The sequence below is a fragment of the uncultured Oscillibacter sp. genome (assembly GCF_900544955.1).
Lineage (GTDB): Bacteria > Bacillota > Clostridia > Oscillospirales > Oscillospiraceae > Oscillibacter.
On the sequence record NZ_UQXD01000020.1, the window covers coordinates 17,628 to 40,493 of the forward strand.

Consider the following 22,866-nt stretch of genomic DNA (forward strand, 5'->3'; position numbering starts at 1 on the left):
CAACTCCTTCCTTTCTCACTCGTGGCGGGGGTCGATGTACTTGGCGGCATTTTCAAACTGGCCGTAGTGCCCCTTGGCCTTCTCCATGGCCTCGTTGGCGTCCACGCCCTTTTTGATGCTGTCCATCATCTTGCCCAGGTTGATAAACTCGTATCCAACGATCTCGTCGCTGCCGTTCAGCGCCACCCGGGTCACGTAGCCCTCGGCCATCTCCAGGTAGCGGGGGCCCTTGGCCTTGGTGGCGAACATGGTGCCCACCTGGCTCCGCAGGCCCTTGCCCAAGTCCTCCAGAGAGGCGCCCACAGGCAGCCCCCCCTCGGAGAAGGCGGTCTGGGTGCGGCCATAGACGATCTGTAAAAACAGCTCCCGCATGGCGGTGTTGATGGCGTCGCACACCAGGTCGGTGTTCAGCGCCTCCAGCAGCGTCTTGCCGATGAGGATCTCGCTGGCCATGGCGGCGGAGTGGGTCATGCCGGAGCAGCCCAGCGTCTCCACCAGCGCCTCCTCGATGATGCCGTCCTTCACGTTCAGCGTCAGCTTGCAGGCGCCCTGCTGGGGGGCGCACCAGCCCACGCCGTGGGTCAGGCCGGAGATGTCCTTGATTTCCTTGGCCTGGACCCATTTGCCCTCCTCGGGGATGGGCGCCGGACCATGGTACGCGCCCTTGGCCACAGGGCACATATTCTGCACTTCGGTAGAGTAGATCATGTTCGTGCATTCCTTTCCTTACATGTATTGTTCGGAGCGCCGTTTTTCCCGGCTTCCGCAGGTTTTCCGTGTTAATTATATCGGTAAACGATTACCTTGTCAAGCGACGGGAGACGGTTCCGGCGAATTTCCAGCCGTTAATTTTTGCCCGTTTTTCCTGCGGCAACAATGGCCGCTCCGTCATGCCCGCCCCACCGCGGCGGAATAGGGCCGGTCCCGGCGCACCGGCGGCGTGCACCGCAGCACACCGGCGTCCCGCAGGGCCAGAAGCCGCAGATAGAGCCACCCGTCCCCCACCCCGGGCAGGCCGCCGAGCACCCGGCCCAGAAGTGGGCCGATTGGCACCGTCTCCCCCGCAGGCAGGGCCGCCAGCAGGGCGAAATCGTAAAAATCTGCCGGTACGCTCACCAGCTCCCCGTTGACCACCGCCCGCAGAGGGGCGTTCTCCTCCGCCAGGCGGCGCCACTCTATGGCCCGGGCCAGACGCTGGGACGGCGCCAGCACCGCCTCCCCCGCCGAGAGGGGCGCCAGGGCCTCCGGCGCCACCTCACCCAGTCCCCGGTAGACGCAGGCGGCGCCGTCCCCCCGCACCCGCTCCCGGGGCAGGCAGACCTGGCTGACAGGGACATCCGCGCCCTCCAGCAGGCGGCAGGCAAAGGCCACGCCGCAGCGGTCCTCCGGGCACCAGGGGGCATACCACATCCGGACGGCCTCTCCCGCCCGGATCGCCGCCTTCAACCGCTCCAGCTCCGCCAGCCGCCGCTGCCAGTCCTCCCCGAAGTCCGCCTCCGACCGGAAGGCGCTCCACAGCCCCTCCAGAACCGCCCGCCGCTCCGACAGCAACGGGTCCTCCATACCGGAGAGGCGGCCCATGGACAACCCCAGGGACAGGCACACCACCTCACCCGGGCCGCCGCCCAAATCCGGGCCGAGCCAGACCCGCTCCTCCCACCGAGGGGCGGGCGCCTTCAGCGGAGGCGCCCCTTCCTCCGCCGGCCGGAGGACCGGGCTCCAGCCCACCGTCTCCCGGTCCCCGGGGCGGTGGCTTTTGGCCTGTCGCAGGCTTCCTGCGGCGCTCTCGTCAAATACCAATTCCATCACGGCGATCCCTCCCCTGTTTTCTCGATCGTATCACGGTCCCGGCAACGGCACAAGCCGCCCGCCCCTCCGGGGCGGGCGGCTTGGCAAAACCGCATCTTACAGCAGGTTCATCAGATTGAAGGTGAGAATCAATCCGGAGAACACGATGGACACGGTGGAGCACAGCTTGATGAGAATGTTCAGCGAGGGGCCGGAGGTGTCCTTGAAGGGGTCGCCCACGGTGTCGCCCACCACGGCCGCCTTGTGCTGGGGAGAGCCCTTGCCGCCGTGGTGGCCGCCCTCGATATACTTCTTGGCGTTGTCCCAGGCGCCGCCGGCGTTGGACATGAACACCGCCATGGCAAAGCCGGTGACGGACACGCCGCCCAGCAGACCCACCACGCCCACCGGCCCCAGCAGGAAGCCGGTGAGGATGGGCACCACGATGGCCAGCAGGGCCGGGGCCACCATCTCCCGCAAGGCGCCCTTGGTGCACAGGGCCACGCAGGTGGCGTACTCTGGGTCCGTCTGGTAGTCCATGATGCCGGCGATCTCCCGGAACTGGCGGCGGACCTCCACCACGATGTCCTGGGCCGCCCGCTGCACGGCGCTCATGGTGAAGGCGGAGAAGATGAAGGTCAGCATGGCGCCCAGGAACAACCCCACCAGAATCAGCGGGTTGGTCAGCGACAGGTCCAGCACCTCCTCCGTGCCGGTCTGGACGATGTTCACATAGCTCACCAGCAGGGCCAGGGCGGTGAGGGAGGCAGAGCCGATGGCGAAGCCCTTGCCGGTGGCGGCGGTGGTGTTGCCCAGGGAGTCCAGGGCGTCGGTCCGCTGGCGGACCTCCTCCGGCAGGCCGCTCATCTCCGCGATGCCGCCGGCGTTGTCCGCCACGGGGCCGTAGGCGTCCGTGGCCAGGGTGATGCCCAGGGTGGACAGCATGCCCACGGCGGTGATGCCGATGCCGTAGAGCCCGGCGTTGAAGGAGGCGGCGCCGCCGCTGGCGAAGAAGCTGATGAGGGTGGCCGCCGCCACGATGAGGATGGAGGCCATGGTGGATTTGAGGCCCAGGGAGATGCCGCCGATGATGATGGTGGCGGAGCCGGTCTCAGAGGCCGCCGCCAGCTCCTGGGTGGGACGGTAGCTGTCGGAGGTGTAGTACTCCGTGAAGTAGCCGATGGCGCAGCCCCCCGCAAGACCGCAGAGAATGGCCACGTACACCCCCCAGTTGCCCACGGTGAAGTAGGTCAGCGGCGCGGCGGCCAGGGCGGAGAGAATGGCCGCCAGGTACGTCCCGGTGCGCAGGGAGCGCAGCAGGGACATCTGGTCCGCATCCTCCTTGGTGCGGACGAAGAAGGAGCCGACGAGGGAGCAGACGATGCCCACCGCCGCCAGGGAGAGGGGCAGCAGCATGCCGGCAAAGCCGTAACCGCCGGCGGCGCCCAGGGCGAAGGTGGCCAGGATGGAGCCCACATAGGACTCGTACAGGTCCGCGCCCATGCCGGCCACGTCGCCCACGTTGTCACCTACGTTGTCGGCGATGGTGGCGGGGTTCCGGGGGTCGTCCTCCGGGATGCCGGCCTCCACCTTGCCCACCAGGTCCGCGCCCACGTCGGCGGCCTTGGTGTAGATGCCGCCGCCCACCCGGGCGAACAGGGCCATGAAGGAGGCGCCCATGCCGTTCATCACCATGATGTTGCCCAGCTCCAGGGGGTCCGTGACGCCGAAGCCCCAGCGCAGGAGGAAGAACCACATGGTGACGTCCAGCATCCCCAGGGCCACCACGGTGAAGCCCATGACGGAGCCGGAGGAGAAGGCCACCCGCAGTCCCCGGTTCAGGCTCTCCGAGGCGGCCTGGGCCGTGCGGGCGTTGGCGTTGGTGGCGATTTTCATGCCGATGAAGCCGGCCAGCAGCGAGAACACGCCGCCGGTGACGAAGGCGAACGGGGTGAACCGGGAGAGCATCCGCCCGCCGGAGCCGAAGGCGATGGCCAGCAGAATCACAAACACCACGGCAAACACCTTGCACACGGTGCTGTACTGCTGGCGCAGGTAGGCGTTGGCCCCCGCGCGGATGCTGGCCGCGATCTTCTGCATTCTCTCGGTGCCCTCGGAATAGGCCAGTACCTTCTTTGCCTGCGCCCAGGCAAACGCGCCGGCGATCACCGCCCCCGCAAATCCGATCCAGAACAGGTTGTCCATGTTCTCCACTCCTCCATTGTTGTTTGATGGGATGGGTTTTTTCCATTCTAGCATAGCTGGCCGGTTTTTCAAGGAATATTTTCCCGTTTGTTGCGTAACCATACGTGGTTTTCTGTTTTGACCAAAAACTTTTTGCAATCTTCTTACAAGATTTCTATTGCATTTTCCCCCATTGGCCAAAAAGCGCCCCGGGACGAGCCGTCCCGGGGCGCTCTGCCGCTCAGTATACCAATCGGAAATCCGTGAACACCCAGCGGTCTCCGGTGAAGACGTAGGGGAAGGACCAGTACTCCAGGCCGGTGACGGTGGCCTGATCCCCGTCCAGCAGTTCCACCGTCACATGGACGGAGTACTCCCCCGGGGCCACCTCCTCCGGCAAGACCTGGACGGCGCCCTTGCCGGCATCCCGGCTGCGGCCGGTGCCGGTCACGTACAGTGCGCCGTCAATGTCCCGGTACATGGGCCGCTCGTCCCCGGCGGCCAGCAGCCGCTCCGTCACCTCCGGGGAGAAGCTGCCGTTCAGATAGGTCCGCAGATCCTCCAGCTCCTCCATCCCCCGGAAGGCCACCCGGCGGTAGGCCGCGCCGTCCTGGAGCACCACCTCGCCCGTATCCGGCAGCGGCGTGAGGACAAACCAGCCGTAGGCTGTCACCGCCCGGTTGTAGGCGGTGACGATCTCCTCCTCCGACAGCGGCCGGGGCGCCGCCGCGATCTGGGCGGCGGACAGCGGCTCTCCGCCGCGGGCAGCCTCCGGCCCGGGGACCGATCCGGTCTCCGCCGGTGCGCCCCGCTCCGCTCCGGTCCCATCCGCGGCGGGCGCCTGCCCCGCACAGCCCGCCAGCAGCAGCGCCGAGAGCAGCAGCGCCGGCAGGAACACTCTTCGTTTCATACCCTTCCCCTCCTCCAAAGACCGTCCGCCCACACCAGCGGCCCCAGCCCGTAAAGGGTGCTTCTTCCCATTTCAGCGTACCACATTTGTTTGTAAAATGCCATGGCATTTTTGCTTTTTTTCGACCGGTTTCCCCTTTTTGGCCGGAAAAAGCCGCCCGGCCTCAGCCGGACGGCGGGACGTATCGTCAACGGGCTCTGCCCCGGTGCTTCTCACGCTGTGCCCAAAAAAAGAAAAACCCACGCCTGCCGGGCGTGGTTCTGTCTTTGTTTGCCTCTTACCGCTCACTGGAGCTCCAGGTATCGCCGCTGAAGATCAGATCGTCCACATCGCTGCTGCGAAACATCGCATTCATCATTCATTCACGCCTCCTCTCTTTGATTGTTGATCTTATCATACCAGATCGCGCCGAAAAACGCAAGGCCCGTTTTGGCGTATTGTATGAAGTTTGTGTTAATTTTTTGTAGAATCTGCTGATTTTGGGGTGAGCGTGTGCAAAACGCCCGGAAGACGCGGAATTTCCCGGGAAAGTTGCGAACTCTTTGTATATTTTTTCTCTCGCCCTGTAAATACTTCCTATGTTATAATACGTTACGATTTTCAACGGTTTGATTTTACGCGCCTTCCGGCGCGTTTTCCGCCCGGCGGCGAAGGGGGCCGCCCTGTCATGAGAAAACACGCCCATACGCGCCGCCCCCTGCGGGCGGCTTTGACGCTGCTGCTCCTGGCCCTGGCGGCGGCCGCCTTCCTCCGCTGGAGCAACACGGCCCTCCAGGTCGCGTCCTTTGATCCGGTCTTCTCCGCCCTGCCGGAGGGCTTCGACGGCTGCCGGATCGTGGTGCTGGGGGACCTGCACACCGCCCGTTTCGGTGAGGGGAACGAGGCCCTGCTGGAGACCGTCCGGGCCCAGTCTCCGGAGTACATTTTCCTCATGGGGGACCTGCTGGACTCCCTCCACGACGTGCCGCCGGGCTACGCCGCCCAGGTGACCGGGGACCTGGCCGCCATTGCCCCCACCTACTACGTCACCGGCAACCACGAGTGGGCCATCGGGGACGTGCCGGAGCTGAAGGAGCTCCTGTCCGCCTGCGGCGTCACGGTCCTATCCAACCGGGCCCTGGCCCTGGAGCGGAACGGGGACACCTTGGTGCTGGCGGGCATCGACGACCCCAACGGCTACGCCGACCAGAAGACCCCGGCGGAGGTGGCGGCGGAGGTCTACGCCGCCTGGGGCGACCCCTTCTGGATCCTGCTGGCCCACCGGAACAACTACTTTCCAGAGGTGTACAGCCCGCTGGGGGCCGATCTGGTGGTCTCCGCCCACGGCCACGGCGGGCTGGTGCGCCTGCCCTTTACCGACGGGCTGGTGTCCACGGACCACACCCTCTTCCCCTCCTACACCGCGGGGCTCTATGAGAAAAACGGATCCACCCTCTTCGTCACCCGGGGCCTGGGCAACTCCGGCTCCACCTTCCGGCTGTTCAACCGGCCGGAAGTCGCCGTTTTGACACTGCACAAAGGATGATCGCATGACGGAATTTTTTGCCGGACAATTTGATATCGCCGTGGTGGGCGCGGGCCACGCCGGCATCGAGGCCGCCCTGGCCGCCGCCCGGCTGGGGATGGAGACCGTGGTCTTCACCATCAACCTGGACGCCGTGGGCAACATGCCCTGCAACCCCGCCATCGGCGGCACCGGCAAGGGCCACCTGGTCCGGGAGCTGGACGCCCTGGGCGGCGAGATGGCCCGGGCCGCCGACGCCTGCTGTATCCAGTACCGCCTGCTGAACAGGGGCAAGGGCCCCGCCGTGTGGAGCCTCCGGGCCCAGGCGGACCGCCGAAAATATCAGGAGCGGATGAAGCGGACCCTGGAGCGCCAGGATCACCTCACCCTCCGCCAGGGCGAGGTGGTGGAGATTCGGACAGAGAACGGCGCGGTGCGCCACGTGGTGCTGTCTACGGGGGCGGTGTTCTCCGTCCGGGCCGTGATTCTGGCCACCGGCACCTATCTCTCCGGGCGCACCATCGTGGGCGAGTGCGTGGAGGACTCCGGCCCCGACGGAATGCACGCCGCCCGCCGCCTGACGGACTCCCTCCGGGATCTGGGCCTGCCCCTGCGGCGGTTCAAAACCGGCACGCCGCCCCGGGTCAATGCCCGCACCGTGGACTTTGACGAGATGGAGCTCCAGCCCGGCGACGCGCTGCCGGTGCCCTTTTCCTACGCCACCCCGACGGCGCCGGAGAACCGGGCGGTGTGTTACCTCACCTGGACCACGGAGGAGACCCGGCGCATCGTCCGGGAGAACCTCCACCGGGCCCCCATGTACTCCGGCCTCATCGAAGGGGTCGGCCCCCGGTACTGTCCCTCCTTCGAGACGAAAATCGTCCGCTTCCCGGACAAGCTCCGCCACCAGCTGTTTGTGGAGCCCATGGGGCTGGAGACCGAGGAGCTGTACATCCAGGGCTTCTCCTCCTCTTTGCCGGAGGACGTCCAAATCGACATGCTGCACAGCGTACCGGGCCTGCGCCGCGCCGTCATGACCCGCCCGGCCTACGCCATTGAGTACGACTGCATTGACCCCCTGGCCCTCCGGGCCACCCTGGAGTGCAAGGCCGTGGCCGGGCTCTACGGCGCCGGACAGTTCAACGGCTCCTCCGGCTACGAGGAGGCGGCGGTCCAGGGCTTTGTGGCGGGGGTCAACGCCGTCCGGCGGCTGCGGGGCCAGGGGGACTTCCTCCTCTCCCGCAGCGAGAGTTACATCGGCACCCTCATCGACGATCTGGTGACCAAGGGCACCGGCGAGCCCTACCGCATCATGACCTCCCGCAGCGAGTACCGCCTGCTGCTGCGCCAGGACAACGCGGACCAGCGGCTGACCCGGCGGGGCTTTGAGATCGGCCTGGTTCCGGCCCAGCGGCTCCAGGCTGTGGAGGAGAAGTACGAGGCCGTGCGCCGGGAAATCCGGCGCCTGACCCACACCGGCGCCTCTCCCTCCCCCGCCCTCTCCGCCTTCCTGGCGGAAAAGGGCACGGCGGACGCCCCCGACGGCTGTCCCCTGATCGCCCTGCTGCGGCGGCCGCAGCTCCACTACGGCGAGCTGGCCCCCTTCGACCCCGGTCGGCCGGCGCTGCCGCCGGAGGTCTGCGAGCAGGTGGAGATCAGCGTGAAGTACGAGGGGTACATTCAGCGCCAGCAAAAGCAGGTGGAGGACTTCCGGAAAATGGAGTCTCACAAGCTGCCCCCCGAGCTGGATTATGGGTCTATCCAGGGCTTGCGGCTGGAGGCCCGGGAGAAGCTGGCGGCAGTGCGGCCCCTGGATCTGGGACAGGCGTCCCGGATTTCCGGAGTCTCCCCGGCGGATATCGCGGCACTGATGATCTATCTGGAGAGATAGAAGGGGCGCCCTGCGGAGCAGCATCCGCCCACCCGCACCGCCGCGCGGCATTTCCCTTTCCCCCATAGAAATAGACAAAGGAAGGACTTCATTTCCATATGATGATCGATCTGACGCATACCATCACGCCGGAGATGCCCATGTACCCCGGCTGTGAGGCCCCGTCCCTGACGGCCACCGGCACCCTCACCCGGGCCGGATACCGGGAGACCCGTCTCTCCCTGGTGTCCCACACCGGCACCCATATGGACGCCCCCGCCCACATGCTGCGCCACGGCGCCTCCCTGGAGGTGCTGCCGGTGTCCCAGTTCTGCGGCCGGGCCGTGGTGCTAGACGTCTCCGGCTTCGCCCCCGGCAGCATCATCACCGCCGACTTCCTCCGGGAGCAGAACGGCCGCCTCCGCTCCGCGGACTTCGCCCTCCTCTACACCGGCTGGGAGAAAAAGTGGGGCACCGACGCCTATTTCGACGATACCTACCCCATCCCCGACGAGGCCGCCGCCAAGTACCTGGTCTCCTGCGGCCTCAAGGGCGTGGGCACCGACGCCCTCAGCGTCGACACGCTCCGGGACCCGGAGTTCCTCGCCCACAAGACGCTGCTGGGCGGCGGCCTGGTGATTTTAGAGAGCCTCTGCCTGAAAAAGGTGGTCAGCCGCGGGGCGTTCATGCTCTTCGCCCTGCCCATGAAATTTCAAAACGCCGACGGCGCCCCCATCCGGGCCGTGGCGGAATTCCGGGATTTTCCCGAGGAGGAGATGGAGCAGCCGTGAGAATGTTTTTGGCCATCCTGGTGTGCAAGCTGGGGCGCTTCGTGGGAAAGCTGGTGGGCAAGGGCAGCTCCCTGCCCGGCAAATTCGCCCTGAAGCTCTGCCCGGACATTTTGCGCCGGGTTCAGATGCCGCCCCACATCATCGCCGTCACCGGTTCCAACGGCAAGACCTCCACCGTGGAGATGATCGCCGCCATCCTCCGGGCCGACGGCCGGCACGTGGTCTACAACGAGGAGGGCTCCAACCAGATCGAGGGCGTCACCACCCTGGTACTGACCCACGCCACCCTGGGGGGCCGGGTGCGGGCCGACGTACTGCTGATTGAGTCCGACGAGCGCTACGCCGCCCACACCTTCCGCTTTTTCCACCCCACGGAGCTGGTGGTCACCAACCTGTACCGGGACCAGCTCACCCGGAACGGCCACCCCGAGTGGGTGTACGATGCCATCCTCCCCGCCATTCACCCGGAGACGGAGCTGGTCCTCAACGCCGACGACCCCCTCTCCAGCTGCTTTGCCCAGGGCCACGAGAAGGCGGTCTGGTTCGGCCTGGACCGCTGCGCCCTCTCCACCGCCGCCCCCACCGGGGTCTACCGCGACGGGGCCTACTGTCCCCTGTGCCACGCTCCCATGGAGTACGACTACGTGCACTACAACCACATCGGCGCCTACCGCTGCACCCGGTGCGGCCACCGGAAGCCCGCCACCGACTACACCGCCACGGCCCTGGACCTGGACGGCGGCACCCTGACCCTGGACGGCGCCGTGACCGTCCAGCTGGCCTTCCGGAGCATTTACAACGTGTACAACATCCTGGCGGCCTACGCCGTCTGCCGCCGCGCCGGCGTGGCGGCGGACACCGCCGCCGGGGTCATCAGCAGCTACGTGCTGAAAAACGGCCGGATGCAGACCTTCCGCCTGGGGGCCCACCACGGCATCCTCCTCACCAGCAAGCACGAAAACTCCATCGCCTACGACACGAACCTGCGCTACATCGCCTCCACCCAGGCGGCGTGCACGGTGCTGGTGATCGTGGACGCGGTGAGCCGGAAGTACTTCACCAGCGAGACCAGCTGGCTGTGGGACATCGACTTCGAGCAGCTGAACGTCCCCCACGTGAAAAAAATCCTCCTCTCCGGCCGGTACGGCAACGACTTGGCGGAGCGGTTCTCCTTCACCGGCATCCCTCAGACGGTCTGGTCCCTTCAGATGGACATCGGCGCCGCGGTGGAGGCGCTGCGGGCGGAGGGGGACGAAGACGTGTACGTGGTGACCTGCTTCTCCGACCGGGAGAAGCTGCTCTCCCGCGTGGAAAAGGAGGCCTGAGCCATGGACATGAAGCTCCTTCATTTTTATCCCGATCTGATGAGCCTCTATGGTAGCTACGCCAACCTCTCCGTATTAAAGCGGCTGCTGGGGGCCCTGGGCCACACCGTGGCCGTGGAGGCCGTGGTTCCGGGCTGGGAGGCGGATCTCTCCGGTGCCGACTTCCTCTTCATGGGCGCCGGCACGGAGCGGCAGCAGAAGGCCGCCCTGGCGGACTTCCGGCGGTTCGGCGAGGCGGTGAAGGCCGCCGCGGCGGCGGGGCTGCCCATGCTCTTCGCCGGCACCGCCATGGAGCTGCTGGGCGCCACCATCACCGACGCCGGCGGCGCCGTGTACGAGGGTATCGGCCTGGCGGACTTCACCTCCCAGCAGGGCAAGCAGCGGTTTGTGGAGGACGTCTACGGCACCACAGACCTGTACCCGGAGGCGGTGGTGGGCTTTTTGAACACCTGCGCCGTCATCCGCGGCGTGGAGACGCCGCTGCTGCGCACCCTCCTTCTGGGCCGCGGCAACGAGGGGCCCCTCACCCCCGAGGGCTTCCACCGGGAAAACGTCTTCGCCTCCCAGCTCACCGGCCCCCTGTTGGTGAAAAACCCCCGGATGCTGGAGGCGGTGGCCGCCGCCGTCTGCCGCCGCCGGGGGGCGGAGTGGCCGGAGCAGCCGCCCCGGGCCCCCTGGGCAGAGGCGGGCTACGCCGTCACGGCGGAGCAGCTCCGCCTGCGGAGCGGGCAGCCAGGCTGAATCCCCCCATCCGACAAAAACCCCACCGCCTCTTTCGAGGCGGTGGGGTTTTTTCAGGGCCGTCACTCCGTGTCGCTGAGAATCTCCCGGTGCTTATCCACCACCCGGATGGACAGGTCTCCGGGGGCCGCGCCGCTCAGGTCCTCCTTCACCTGGAGGAGCCAGGGGGAGAGGTAGACGGTGTGCAGCGCATCCCCGTCCAGCGTCACCTGGCAGTAGGGGGTGAAGTTCTCCCCGGCCAGATACCACACGTCCCCCCGGTGGCTCAGGCTCCGGATGGCGATGGGGGCCATGCCCATCGCCATGTCCATGGGCGGATAGGGGTTCTTCCCGCTGTACAGGTACTTCCTTCCGTAGAGCACGTCGTATTGCAGCAGCCGCAGGTCCCGGCGGTAGACGCCCTCCGTCCGGCAGAACTGGTGGAATTGGTTCAAAAAGCCGTTGGTGATGCCCAGCCGCCCCAGCACCACCGCGGAGAGCTGAAAGGCGGACAGGTCCTGGTCCTCCTTCTCCAGGCCGAAGTTGTCCCAGATCACATATTCGGTGTGGTACAGCGTGCTGCTCCGCATGTCCGCCCCCCTCAGCCCCAGGGAGGGCAGGTGATCCCCGTACAGCACCAGCACCGTCCGCTCCTGCCGGTCCGCCAGCGCCGCCGTCAGCTCCGCCACAAACTGGTCCATCTCATGGACCTGGCTCACATAATACTCATAGGCGCTGTGCAGGTCCTCGTCTGGGCAGGCGGTGACAGTGACGGCCGGGTCCTCCAGCACCGGCTCGGTGGGGTACTTGCCGTGGCCCTGGACGGACACGGTGTACACCAGGTCCGGCTGGTCCGGCGTCACGTCCAGCGCCTTGAGAATCTGACCGGTGAGCACGCCGTCCTTGGCCCAGTCCCTGGGCGTCACCTCCACCCGGGGCATGTACTCCAGGGAGGTGAAATCTTCAAAGCCCAGGTTGGCGTAAACCTGGTTCCGGCTGTAAAAGGTCGCCCGGTGGTTGTGGATGGCGTGGGTGGCGTACCCGTTTTCCGCCAGATTGTAGGCCACGGATTCGGCGGTCCGGTCCTTCAGCCGGGTCTGGTAGGGGTACTCCCCGGGGCCGAAGAACCGGGTGCTCATCCCCGTGAGGACCTCGCACTCCGTGTTGGCGGTGCCGGCCCCCACCACCGGCACCCGCAGATAGCCGGAGGAGTACCGCTCCGTCAGGGCGGTCCAGGTGGGCACCGGGTCCTCCGACAGCTCCAGCCCCAGAATCTCCCCGGGGTCCACAAAGGACTCCAGCTGGACGTAGACCACGTTCACGTCCGTCTGGGCGGGACCGGGGTCCACGAAGTGCTCCTCCACCAGCGTCTGGATCTCCCGGACGGCCCCGGCGCCGTAGCCCGGGGGCTGAGGGATGCCCTTGTTCAGCCAGGTCTGGAAAAAGCAGTAGGAGAAGCCGTAGTCCTCATAGGCGGTGGCCAGGTTGGAAAAGACGCTGGACAACTGCCCCAGCCGGAAGGCCAGGGCCCAGGCGCCGCAGAGGGCCCCCAGGCTCACCAGCAGGGCCAGAATACCAGTAAACAGCCGCTGCCGGGGCGGCCGCCCATTCCGCGGCCCCTTCCACAGCAACACCGCCAGCCCCGCCGCCGCCAGCGCCAGGACGGCAACCAGCAGCGCGATATACCCCGGCGAGAGGTAGTTGGGCAGGGTGTCCAGCCCGGTGTTCACCACCGTCAGGTCCGCCACGGTGAAGGGGGTCATCCGGTTGAGCAAAATGAAGCCGTTGACGCCGCCCCCCAGCAGCCACACGGCGGAGGTCAGGGTGCAGTAAAACACCCGCCGCCGGAGAAACACCGCCGGCACCAGCGTCACCAGGACGATCAGCGCATTGACCACAAAGGCCAGGGGCGCCTTGGTCAAAAAGCCCAGAAGAGACCCGGGTCCGTCGGTAAAGGTCTTGTGATTGAACAGCTCCACCGCCAGCGTCACCGCCAGGGCCAGCAGCGGCAGCCACAGTCCTGCGGCCCAGGTCCTCCAGCAGCGGCCGTTTCCGACCGAAATGTTCTCGTCCACAGGTTCACCCTCTTTCTTCAGGCTGTGATTATAGCGCATTTTTCCCGGCACTTCCACCGGCTTTTTCCCAATTCTTTCGTCATCTTCTACAAACTTTTTCCCCGCGGGGAAAAGGAGGACCAGGGAACTCTCCCGCGGTCCGCCGTCTGCCGCCCCCGGCGTTTCGCCTCCGGGGCGGCGAAGACAGCGATCCTCCCGTTCCGCCGCGGCGTGTGCGGGACAGAACCCTTTTTCGGCCCGCAAGCGGGCAGGCGGTGCGCCCACGGCCCACGGCAGCTGCGCGCCGTGGGCCGCACTGTTTCAACAGGCAAAGAGGACCACGGGAAGTTCCCGTGGTCCTCTTTCTTCATTGCTTGGGAGCGGGCTCAGCCCTCGTACATGGCCTTCAGCTTCTGCAGGTGCTGATAGCGCTCCATGGCGGCCTTCTCGTTGCGCTGGAAGAGCTCGCTGGCGCGGTCGGGGAACTCCCGGGTCAGACGGGAGTAGCGGGCCTCGTTCATCAGGAACTCCTGATAGCCGCCCTTGGGCTCCTTGGAGTCCAGGGTGAACTTGGGACCCTCGGCGGCGGGGTTGAACCGGAACAGGTTCCAGTACCCGCACTCCACGGCCTTCTTCATCTCCTTCTGGCAGTTCATCATGCCGCCCTTGATGCTGTGCATCTCGCAGGGGGAGTAGCCGATGATGAGGGAGGGGCCGGGATAGGCCTCGGCCTCCTTGATGGCCTTCAGGGTCTGGGCGGGGTTGGCGCCCATGGCGATCTGGGCCACATAGATGTAGCCGTAGCTCATGGCGATCTCCGCCAGGGACTTCTTCTTGATCTCCTTGCCGGCGGCCGCAAACTGGGCCACCTGGCCGATGTTGGAGGCCTTGGAGGCCTGCCCGCCGGTGTTGGAGTACACCTCGGTGTCGAACACGAAGATGTTCACGTCGGTGCCGGAGGCCAGGACGTGGTCCACGCCGCCGAAGCCGATGTCGTAGGCCCAGCCGTCGCCGCCGAAAATCCACAGGGACTTCTTGCTCAGGTACTCCTTGTCCTTCAGGATTTCCGCAGCCAGGGCGCAGGCCGGGCAGTCGCAGTGCTCCGCGCCGGAGGCCTTCAGCGCCTCGGCGTGGGCCTTCATCTCGCCCAGCTTGTCGCCGAAGACGCCCTTGGCGGCGGGGCTGGCGATAAAGGCCAGGCACTGGTCCACGCTCATCAGGCCCTCCTCCAGGGCGGCCACATAGGCCTTGGAGGCCTCGGCGTTGGCGGCGCTGTCGTTCATGGTGTCCAGCCACTTCTGGGCGGCGTCCTTCAGACCGGTCCAGGCGTGGGGCACGGCGATCAGCTGGCGGCTCAGGTCCGCCAGGCGCTCCCGCACCGCCTGCTGGCCCAGATACATGCCCAGGCCGTGCTCGGCGTTGTCCTCAAACAGGGAGTTGGACCAGGCGGGGCCGTGGCCGTCCTTGTTGGTGCAGTAGGGAGAGGTGGCCGCGGGACCGCCCCAGATGGAGGAGCAGCCGGTGGCGTTGGAGATGTACATGCGGTCGCCGAACAGCTGGGTGACGAGACGGGCGTAGCTGGTCTCGGCGCAGCCGGCGCAGGAGCCGGAGAACTCCAGCAGGGGCTGCTTGAACTGGCTGCCCTTCACGGTGTCGTCCTGCATATCCTTCTTCTCGGAGACCTGGTCCACGCAGTAGTTGAAGACCTCCTGCTGGGCGGCCTCCTGCTCCTGGGGCACCATGGTCAGGGCACCCACGGGGCACTGGCCCACGCACACGGCGCAGCCCATGCAGTCCAGCGGGGAGACGGCCATGGTGTACTGGTAGACACCCTTGCCCTTGCCGGCCTTCACGTCCACGATCTTGGCGGCGGCGGGGGCGTTCTTGGCCTCCTCCGCCGTCAGGGCGTAGGGGCGGATGGTGGCGTGGGGGCAGACATAGGAGCAGTTGTTGCACTGGATGCACTTGGTGGAGTCCCAGGTGGGCACAGTGACGGCCACGCCCCGCTTCTCATAGGCGGCGGCGCCCAGCTCGAACTGGCCGTCCACATGCTTGACGAAGGCGGAGACGGGCAGGCTGTCGCCGTCCATCTTGCCCACGGGGTCCAGGATGCTCTTCACCTGCTCCACCAGGGCGGGCTTGCCGGCCAGCGGCCGGTCCTCGGCCTCGTCGGCGGCGTTGGCCCAGTCGGCGGGCACGTCAAACTTCGTAAAGGCGGTGGCGCCGGCGTCGATGGCCTTGTGGTTCATATCCACCACGTCCTGGCCCTTCTTCAGGTAGGAGTGGGTGGCGGCGTCCTTCATGTACTGGATGGCCTCGGCGGCGGGCAGGACGTTGGCCAGGGCGAAGAAGGCGGACTGGAGAATGGTGTTGGTCCGCTTGCCCATGCCGATCTCCTTGGCCAGGTCGATGGCGTTGATGGTGTAGACCTGGATGTTGTTGGCGGCGATGTAGCGCTTGGAGGCGGCGTCCAGATGGTGGTTCAGCTCCTCGCCGCTCCACTGGCAGTTGATGAGGAAGGTGCCGCCGGGCTTCACGTCGCGGACGATGGGGAAGTGCTTGGTCACATAGGAGGGCACGTGGCAGGCCACGAAGTCCGCCTTGTTGATGTAGTAAGAGGACTTGATGGGCTTGTCGCCGAAGCGCAGATGGCTGACGGTAACGCCGCCGGTCTTCTTGGAGTCGTACTGGAAGTAGGCCTGTACGTACTTGTCGGTGTGGTCGCCGATGATCTTGATGGAGTTCTTGTTGGCGCCCACGGTGCCGTCGCCGCCCAGGCCCCAGAACTTGCAGGCGATGGTGCCGGCGGGGGCCACCAGGGGAGCGGGCTTCTCCTCCAGGCTCAGGTGGGTCACGTCGTCCACGATGCCGATGGTGAACTGGCGCTTCATCTCCGCCTTGTTCAGCTCGTCATAGACGGCGAACACGCTGCGGGGCGGGGTGTCCTTGCTGCCCAGGCCGTAGCGGCCGCCGATGACCCGGATATCGCCTCTGCCGGCGTTGGCCAGGGCGGTGACCACGTCCATGTACAGCGGCTCGCCCAGGGCGCCGGGCTCCTTGGTGCGGTCCAGCACGGCGATCTTCTTGCAGGTGGCGGGGATGGCGGCAATCAGCTTGTCCGCCCGGAAGGGACGGTACAGCCGGACCATGATCATGCCCACCTTCTCGCCCTGGGCGGTCATGTAGTCGATGACCTCCTGGGCCACGTTGCAGATGGAGCCCATGGCGATGATGACCCGCTCGGCGTCGGGGGCGCCGTAGTAGTTGAACAGCTGGTAGTCGGTGCCCAGCTTCTCGTTGATCTTGCCCATGTACTTCTCCACCACGTCGGGCAGAGCGTCGTAATAGGGGTTGCAGGCCTCCCGGTGCTGGAAGAAGATGTCGCCGTTTTCGTGGGAGCCCCGCATATTGGGCCGCTCGGGATTCAGCGCGTGCTTGCGGAACGCGTCCACGGCGTCCATGTCGCACATCTCTTTCAGATCGTCGTAATCCCACACGGCCACCTTCTGGACCTCGTGGGAGGTGCGGAAGCCGTCGAAGAAGTTGATGAAGGGAACGCGGCCCTCGATGGCGGCCAGATGGGCCACGGGAGCCAGGTCCATGATCTCCTGGGGATCGTTCTCGCACAGCATGGCGAAGCCGGTCTGGCGGCAGGCCATGACGTCGGAGTGATCGCCGAAGATGTTCAGCGCGTGGGTGGAGACGGTGCGGGCGGAGACGTGGAACACGCAGGGCAGCAGCTCGCCGGCGATCTTGTACATGTTGGGGATCATCAGCAGCAGACCCTGGGAGGCGGTATAGGTGGTGGTCATCGCACCGGCGGCCAAAGAGCCGTGCACCGTGCCGGAGGCGCCCGCCTCGGACTGCATCTCACACACCTTCACGGTGGTGCCGAAAATATTCTTCTGGCCAGCGGCAGCCCACTGGTCCACCAAGTCTGCCATGGGGGAGGACGGGGTGATCGGATAGATCCCCGCCACTTCGGTAAACGCATAGCTGACGTATGCAGCAGCGTTGTTGCCGTCCATGGACTTGAACTTTCTTGCCATAAACTCTTACCTCCTATAATTTGCCGCCCCGGGCGGCAATCTTGCCAAACACGAAAAACCGGACTCTCTCCCCCGATTACTCATGTATCGTCATTATAACACCTGCGCTCCCGGCTGTAAACCTCGACTTTGTTATTTTTTGCACAAATTTTTACCGTTGCCGCGGGCAAAGTGACACGATTGGGATTTTTCCGGTATTTTTAACGGGAAGTGTTTCCACCAGGCGGTTTTTGTGATAGAATCCGGGTGATATCCGGCCGGTTTCGGCCGTGCAATGGAGGAGGCGGCGCCATGGTGGTCACCATTCGGTCCCTGGGGCTCAGCGGAATAACGGGATATGAGGTCAGCGCGGAGTGCTTCCTCTCCGGGGGCCTGCCGGCCTTCGACGTGGTGGGCCTGCCGGACACCGCCGTGCGGGAGGCCCGGGAGCGGGTCCGGGCGGCGGTAAAGAACTGCGGCGCCAAGTTCCCCGTCAGCCGCATCACCGTGAACCTGGCCCCCGCCGGGCAGAAGAAGGCGGGCACCCTGTACGACCTGCCCATCTTCGTGGGGCTGCTGGCCGCCGCCGGGGAGCTGCCGCCGCCTCCGGCGGACGCGGCCTTTCTGGGGGAGCTGTCCCTCACCGGCGCCCTGCGGGGCGTGGCCGGCGTGCTGCCCATGGCCCTGGCGGCCCGGGAGGCGGGCATCCGCACACTGTTCGTCCCGGCGGAAAACGCCGCCGAGGCCACCCTCGCCGGCGGCCTCACCGTCTACGGCGTGACGGACGTGGCGGCCCTGGCCGCCCATTTGAAGGGGTCGGCCCCCCTCTCCCCCGCCCCCGCCTGGGCGCCGGAGGCAGACGGCGCCCCCTGCCCGGACCTGCGGGACGTGATGGGGCAGGAGAATGTGCGCCGGGCGCTGGAGGTGGCCGCCGCCGGCGGGCACAACCTGCTGCTCATCGGCTCCCCCGGCGCGGGCAAGTCCATGCTGGCCAAACGGCTGCCCTCCATCCTGCCGGACATGGACCGGAGCGAGGCGCTGGAGGTCTCCGGCATCTGGTCTGTGGCGGGGCTGGCGGACCCGGGCCGTCCGCTGCTGACCCGCCGCCCCTTCCGCAGCCCCCACCACACCGCCTCCGCCGCGGCCCTCACCGGCGGCGGCCCCGCCATGCGGCCCGGGGAGATCTCCCTGGCCCACAACGGCGTGCTGTTTCTGGACGAGCTGCCGGAGTTCCGCCGGGACGTGCTGGAGGCCATGCGCCAGCCCCTGGAGGACGGGGAGGTGACGGTGGCCCGGGCCGGGGGCACGCTGCGCCTGCCCGCCCGCTTCCAGCTGGTGTGCGCCATGAACCCCTGCCGCTGCGGCTGGCGGGGACACCCCTCCGGGCGGTGCACCTGCTCGGACCGGGAGGTGGAGAAGTACGTGGAGAAGATCTCCGGCCCCCTGCTGGACCGCATGGATCTCCACGTCAGCGTCCCCTCGGTGGAGTACGAGGCCATGCGCCGCCGGGCGGAGCCGGAGTCCTCCGCCGCCGTCAAGGCCCGGGTGGACGCCGCCCGGGCCCTGCAAACCGCCCGGTTCCAGGGCACCGGCGTCCCCTGCAACGCCCGCATGTCCCCGGACCAGATCGCCCGCTTCTGCCGCCTGGACGGCGCCGGGGAGGCCCTGATGAAAACGGCCTTCGCCCGGATGGGCCTCACCGCCCGCTCTCACGACCGCATCCTCCGGGTGGCCCGGACCGTGGCGGACCTGGACGGGGCGGCATCCATCGGCCCGGAGCACCTGGCGGAGGCCATCCAGTACCGAAACACGGACATTTTAAAGGGATAGACCCCACTCCACGAAGCGTTGATTGCGCGCCCCGCCGCGATCCGTTACACTCTTTTCAGCCGGTTTACCGGCAAAAAAGGAGGAACGGACCATGAACGACCCCAACACCGCCTTTCACCCCATCGACCTGGAGACCTGGGACCGGAGACAGTACTTCTACTACTTCACCCAGCTGCTGCCCACCGGCTATTCCCTGAGCGTGGAGGTGGATGTGACCAATACCTACCGCCAGGCCAAGGAGCGGGGCATCCGGTTTTTCCCCGCCTATCTCTACCTGATGACCCGGCTGCTCAACGAGCGGCCCTGCTTCCGCATCGCCCAGCGGGACGGCCAGCTGGGCTTCTATGAGCGGCTGCATCCGTCCTACACCGTGTTTCACCAGGGCGACAAAACCATGTCCAGCCTGTGGACCTGGTACAGCCCCCGGTTCTCCGATTTTTACGCCGGCTATCTGGAGGACCAAGCGCAATACGCCCAAAACCACGGACCCTCCGCAAAGCCGGAGGCGCCGCCGCCCAACAGCTACCTGGCCGGGATGCTGCCCTGGGTGCGCTTTACCGCCTATACCCCCGTCCCCTTCGCGCCGCTGGCCTATCTTCCCGTGGTGCAGGCGGGGCAGCGTTTTTCCCGGGACGGGCGGCTGCTGATGCCCTTCTCCTTCACTATTCACCATGCCGTGGCCGACGGCTACCACACGGCGGACTTTCTCCAGGCCCTGGCCGACGGCATGGCCCATCCGGAGGGCTGGATGGACGCATAAGAACACGGGAGAGGCGCGCCAAATGGCGCGCCTCTCCCGTGTTTGGGACCGCTCTCTTATTTCAAAAGGCCGTCCGTCACGGACGCCGGGATGGTGAACTCCGGCATCCCCATGTAGCCCGCGGCCACGGTGTACTCATCAAACACCAGTACCAGCGCCCCGTCGGCGTTGAAGTAGAAATTCTGCTCCGGGTCGATGGCGGTGAACTCCTCCGGCAGGTAGCCCAGAGCGTCGTCTTCCGCCATCTGGTCCTCCATCTGCCGCAGCACCTCGGCGCTGAGGGCCGTCACGTAGTCCGCCCCCTCCCGGAACAGGCCGCTGAGGGTCACCACCTGCCCGGTGGCCTTGTCGATGTGGTAGAAGCGGCTGAAGCTGTAGCCGCTGGCCTGGGTCTGGGTGGCGTCCACCCGGAGGGTGAACCACTCGTCGCTGTCCGTCACCACGCGGCTCGCCACGTCCAGCCCCTGATAGCCCTCGCCGATGGTCTGGCAGTCCTCCTGGAACTGGGCGATGAGCTGGTCCGTGTAGGCCTTCACCTGGTCGCTGACCTCCTGGGCGGCGGCGCCGCCCTCCAGCTCCGGCACCTGCACGTCCGCGGCGCTGTGGCCGTCGTCATAGGTGTAGCTGCGGAAGGTGACGATCTCCACCAGGGCCCCCAGCACGGGGATGTCCGCCATGGCGGCGGCCGCCGCCGGGGAGAGATTCGGCACCGCGATAAACACCGCCAGGGCCGCGGCAATCCAGCCGCCATAGCGGAACAGGGTCTTCTTTGGTTTCTGTTGGGTCTGCATAGCTGTCTCCTCCAAAGCGGCGCAGGTGGCAAACACCCGTCCGGCATAGTCCTCCGGCAGGGGAAAGGGCTCCCGCTCTGCCCGCTCTCTCATGTTTTTATCAAATTGATCCATCATGTTACCTCACGCTTCCCGCAGCAGCTGCCGCAGCCGCGCCCGTCCCCGGGAGAGCCGGGTCTTCACCGCCGCCTCGCTGATGCCCAGAATGGTCCCGATCTCCCGGATGGAGAGGCCGTCGTAATAAAACAGCGTGACGGCGGCCCGTAGATCGTCTCCCAGGGACATGACCGCCTGCCACAGAGTCATCCGGTCCGTGGGGTCCGTCCCGGCGGCGGGCAGGTAGTCCTGCACCTCCTCCAGGTCCACGGTGGGCCGCCGCTTGCGGCAGGTGTCGTAGCATTTGTTGGCCAGGATGCGCAGAATCCAGGGCTTGAATTTCTCCTCGTCCCGCAGTCCGCCCCGGGCGGCGAAGGCGGAGCAGATGGCCTCCTGCACCGCGTCCTCCGCGTCCTCATCCTGCCGCAAAATGGCCTTGGCGGCACGGAACATGGCGTCCTGATGCCGGATGACCTGCGCGCAGAAGGCTTCTTTGTCCAGAACCGTTTGCTGCATGCTCCGTGTGGCTCCTCTCTGGTTTTTTTGACCGGTCACTCTTTATGATGGCCCGGTGGGGCAAAAGGTTACCGCCCTTTTCAAAGTTTTCTGAAATTTCCCCGGAGAACGGGCTTTTTCTCGCCGGGAAACTATTGTATAATAGGTCATCTGTTAATTCTACACTTCGAAGGAGATTCCATCATGAACAATCAAGAGATGCTGCTGCTGAAGCTGGGAGAGGTGGTGCTCAAGGGGCTGAACCGCCGCTCCTTCGAGGACAAGCTGGTGTCCAACGTGCGGCGGCGGCTGAAGGGCTGCGGCAGCTTCCAGATCTACGTCCGGCAGAGCACCATCTACGTGGAGCCCCAGGGGGAATCGTGCGACATGGAGGCGGCCTTCGCCGCCTGCCGCCAGGTGTTCGGCATCGCCGCCGTGGCCCGGGCCGTGCCCTGCGAGAAGACGGTTCCCGCCATTGTGGAGACCGCCCGGGCCTACCTGGGCGAGGCCTTCGCCGCGGCCAGGACCTTCAAGGTGGAGAGCAAACGGGCGGACAAGCTCTTCCCCATGACCTCCATCCAGCTCAGCCAGGCCGTGGGCGGCGATCTGGCGGAGTGCTTCCCCGCCGTGGCGGTGGACGTCCACCATCCGGACCTCACCGTGTACGTGGAAATCCGGGAGAAGTCCGCCTACGTCCACGCCCCCGCCGTCCCCGGCGCCGGCGGGCTGCCGGTGGGCATGGGGGGACGGGCGGTCAGCCTGCTCTCCGGCGGGCTGGACAGCCCAGTCTCCTCCTGGATGATGGCCCGCCGGGGGGTGGAGCTGGAGATGGTCCACTTCGTCTCCCCGCCCTACACCTCCCAGCAGGCCCAGGACAAGGTGCTGGAGCTGGCCCGCCTGCTGACGGCCTACTGCGGGCGGATGATCGTCCACATCGTGCCCTTCACCCGCATCCAGGAGGAGATCCGCAAAAACTGCCCGGAGGAGTACTTCACCCTCATCATGCGCCGCTTTATGATGCGCCTCAGCGAGGCCGTGGCGAAAAAGGCGGGGGCCAAGGCCCTGGTCACCGGGGAGTCCCTGGGCCAGGTGGCCAGCCAGACCATGATGGCCCTGGGCGTGACGGAGGATGTGACCACCATGCCCGTTTTGCGGCCCCTCATCGGCATGGACAAGGTGGAGATCATCCGTATCTCCCGGGAGATCGGCACCTACGACACCTCCATCCTCCCCTACGAGGATTGCTGCACGGTGTTCACCCCCCGCCACCCCGCCACCCGGCCCAACCTGGAGGACGTCCGGGCGGCGGAGACCAAGCTGGATGTGGAGGGGCTGGTGGAGGAGGCCCTGGCCGGGGAGAGCTGGATTCGGGTGAAGGCGTAAGGTTTTGACGGCGCAGGCCGCCGGGCGGGAAGCGGTGCGGGACGTGTTCTGCCCGCAGGGCAGGGATGGGGATGATTTTGTCCCCTGTGGGACGCGGGAGTCTGCCCCTGGGGCGGGGACGGAAAGAATTCCACCGTCTGGCGGGGTCGAGGAGACGCCGCCCCGCAGGGCAGGAGAGACGTCCACGCCCCGGCGCGGGGACGGGGGGATGTGCCGCTTTGCGGCACGGAATGCATCCTCATGGCGTCGTCGCAAAGTCCACTTGCCTCCGTTTCCGTCTGCGGCGAAAACTGCGCCCGCTCCCTTGCTCCTCCGCTCCCCGCAGAGACCGCTTCGC

17 protein-coding genes are annotated in these 22,866 nt (G+C 66.4%); 9 read left to right on the forward strand and 8 right to left on the reverse strand.

What is annotated here, in order from left to right:
- Positions 1–15: 15 nt before the first annotated feature.
- The 4 genes from QZS21_RS06395 to QZS21_RS06410 form a co-directional block, all read right to left on the reverse strand.
- Entirely contained in the window at positions 16–708 is a 693-nt protein-coding gene (locus QZS21_RS06395) for an iron-sulfur cluster assembly scaffold protein (RefSeq protein ID WP_295581482.1), read from the reverse strand.
- A gap of 180 nt (positions 709–888) precedes the next feature.
- A complete protein-coding gene (locus QZS21_RS06400) occupies positions 889–1,806 on the reverse strand; it encodes a DUF3658 domain-containing protein (RefSeq protein ID WP_295581516.1) in 918 nt (305 codons plus the stop codon).
- 99 nt (positions 1,807–1,905) lie between these two features.
- A complete protein-coding gene (locus QZS21_RS06405) occupies positions 1,906–3,993 on the reverse strand; it encodes a sodium-translocating pyrophosphatase (RefSeq protein ID WP_295581484.1) in 2,088 nt (695 codons plus the stop codon).
- 220 nt (positions 3,994–4,213) lie between these two features.
- Entirely contained in the window at positions 4,214–4,882 is a 669-nt protein-coding gene (locus tag QZS21_RS06410; protein ID WP_295581486.1) for a hypothetical protein, read from the reverse strand.
- 86 nt (positions 4,883–4,968) lie between these two features.
- Between QZS21_RS06410 and QZS21_RS06415 the strand changes: the two genes are divergently transcribed.
- From QZS21_RS06415 to QZS21_RS06440, 6 genes are all read left to right on the forward strand, one after another.
- A complete protein-coding gene (locus QZS21_RS06415) occupies positions 4,969–5,349 on the forward strand; it encodes a hypothetical protein (protein ID WP_295581488.1) in 381 nt (126 codons plus the stop codon).
- 200 nt (positions 5,350–5,549) lie between these two features.
- Complete coding sequence (locus QZS21_RS06420; RefSeq protein WP_295581490.1) at positions 5,550–6,407, forward strand: metallophosphoesterase; 858 nt, start codon at positions 5,550–5,552, stop codon at positions 6,405–6,407.
- A gap of 4 nt (positions 6,408–6,411) precedes the next feature.
- Positions 6,412–8,277 carry a tRNA uridine-5-carboxymethylaminomethyl(34) synthesis enzyme MnmG gene (mnmG, locus tag QZS21_RS06425; RefSeq protein ID WP_295581492.1) on the forward strand — a complete coding sequence of 622 codons (1,866 nt, stop codon included), beginning with the start codon at positions 6,412–6,414 and terminating at the stop codon, positions 8,275–8,277.
- A gap of 98 nt (positions 8,278–8,375) precedes the next feature.
- On the forward strand, positions 8,376–9,047 hold the full coding sequence (locus tag QZS21_RS06430) for a cyclase family protein (RefSeq protein ID WP_295581494.1): 672 nt from the start codon (positions 8,376–8,378) through the stop codon (positions 9,045–9,047).
- 2 nt (positions 9,048–9,049) lie between these two features.
- Complete coding sequence (locus tag QZS21_RS06435; RefSeq protein WP_308589192.1) at positions 9,050–10,372, forward strand: MurT ligase domain-containing protein; 1,323 nt, start codon at positions 9,050–9,052, stop codon at positions 10,370–10,372.
- 3 nt (positions 10,373–10,375) lie between these two features.
- Positions 10,376–11,113 (forward strand): hypothetical protein, encoded by a 738-nt coding sequence (locus QZS21_RS06440; protein WP_295581498.1) that lies wholly within the window; start codon positions 10,376–10,378, stop codon positions 11,111–11,113.
- Positions 11,114–11,175: 62 nt separating this feature from the next.
- Here QZS21_RS06440 and QZS21_RS06445 read toward each other — a convergent pair whose 3' ends face one another.
- Together QZS21_RS06445 and nifJ are read right to left on the reverse strand one after the other, a co-directional pair.
- On the reverse strand, positions 11,176–13,167 hold the full coding sequence (locus QZS21_RS06445; protein WP_295581501.1) for an LTA synthase family protein: 1,992 nt from the start codon (positions 13,165–13,167) through the stop codon (positions 11,176–11,178).
- Between the two features lie 365 nt (positions 13,168–13,532).
- Positions 13,533–17,195 (reverse strand): pyruvate:ferredoxin (flavodoxin) oxidoreductase, encoded by a 3,663-nt coding sequence (gene nifJ / locus QZS21_RS06450; protein ID WP_295581503.1) that lies wholly within the window; start codon positions 17,193–17,195, stop codon positions 13,533–13,535.
- A 291-nt stretch (positions 17,196–17,486) separates the two neighbouring features.
- Between nifJ and QZS21_RS06455 the strand changes: the two genes are divergently transcribed.
- On the forward strand, positions 17,487–19,004 hold the full coding sequence (locus QZS21_RS06455; RefSeq protein ID WP_295581505.1) for a YifB family Mg chelatase-like AAA ATPase: 1,518 nt from the start codon (positions 17,487–17,489) through the stop codon (positions 19,002–19,004).
- A 91-nt stretch (positions 19,005–19,095) separates the two neighbouring features.
- Positions 19,096–19,764 carry a chloramphenicol acetyltransferase gene (locus QZS21_RS06460; RefSeq protein WP_295581507.1) on the forward strand — a complete coding sequence of 223 codons (669 nt, stop codon included), beginning with the start codon at positions 19,096–19,098 and terminating at the stop codon, positions 19,762–19,764.
- Between the two features lie 56 nt (positions 19,765–19,820).
- Here the strand turns inward: QZS21_RS06460 and QZS21_RS06465 are convergent, their stop codons facing one another.
- Together QZS21_RS06465 and QZS21_RS06470 are read right to left on the reverse strand one after the other, a co-directional pair.
- Positions 19,821–20,648: an RsiV family protein gene (locus QZS21_RS06465; protein ID WP_295581509.1), complete on the reverse strand. Its 828-nt coding sequence runs from the start codon at positions 20,646–20,648 to the stop codon at positions 19,821–19,823.
- A gap of 30 nt (positions 20,649–20,678) precedes the next feature.
- A complete protein-coding gene (locus QZS21_RS06470; RefSeq protein ID WP_295581511.1) occupies positions 20,679–21,167 on the reverse strand; it encodes an RNA polymerase sigma factor in 489 nt (162 codons plus the stop codon).
- A gap of 183 nt (positions 21,168–21,350) precedes the next feature.
- On the opposite strand from QZS21_RS06470, the gene thiI reads away from it, so the two are divergent.
- Positions 21,351–22,529 (forward strand): tRNA uracil 4-sulfurtransferase ThiI, encoded by a 1,179-nt coding sequence (thiI, locus tag QZS21_RS06475; protein ID WP_295581513.1) that lies wholly within the window; start codon positions 21,351–21,353, stop codon positions 22,527–22,529.
- Positions 22,530–22,866 lie beyond the last annotated feature (337 nt).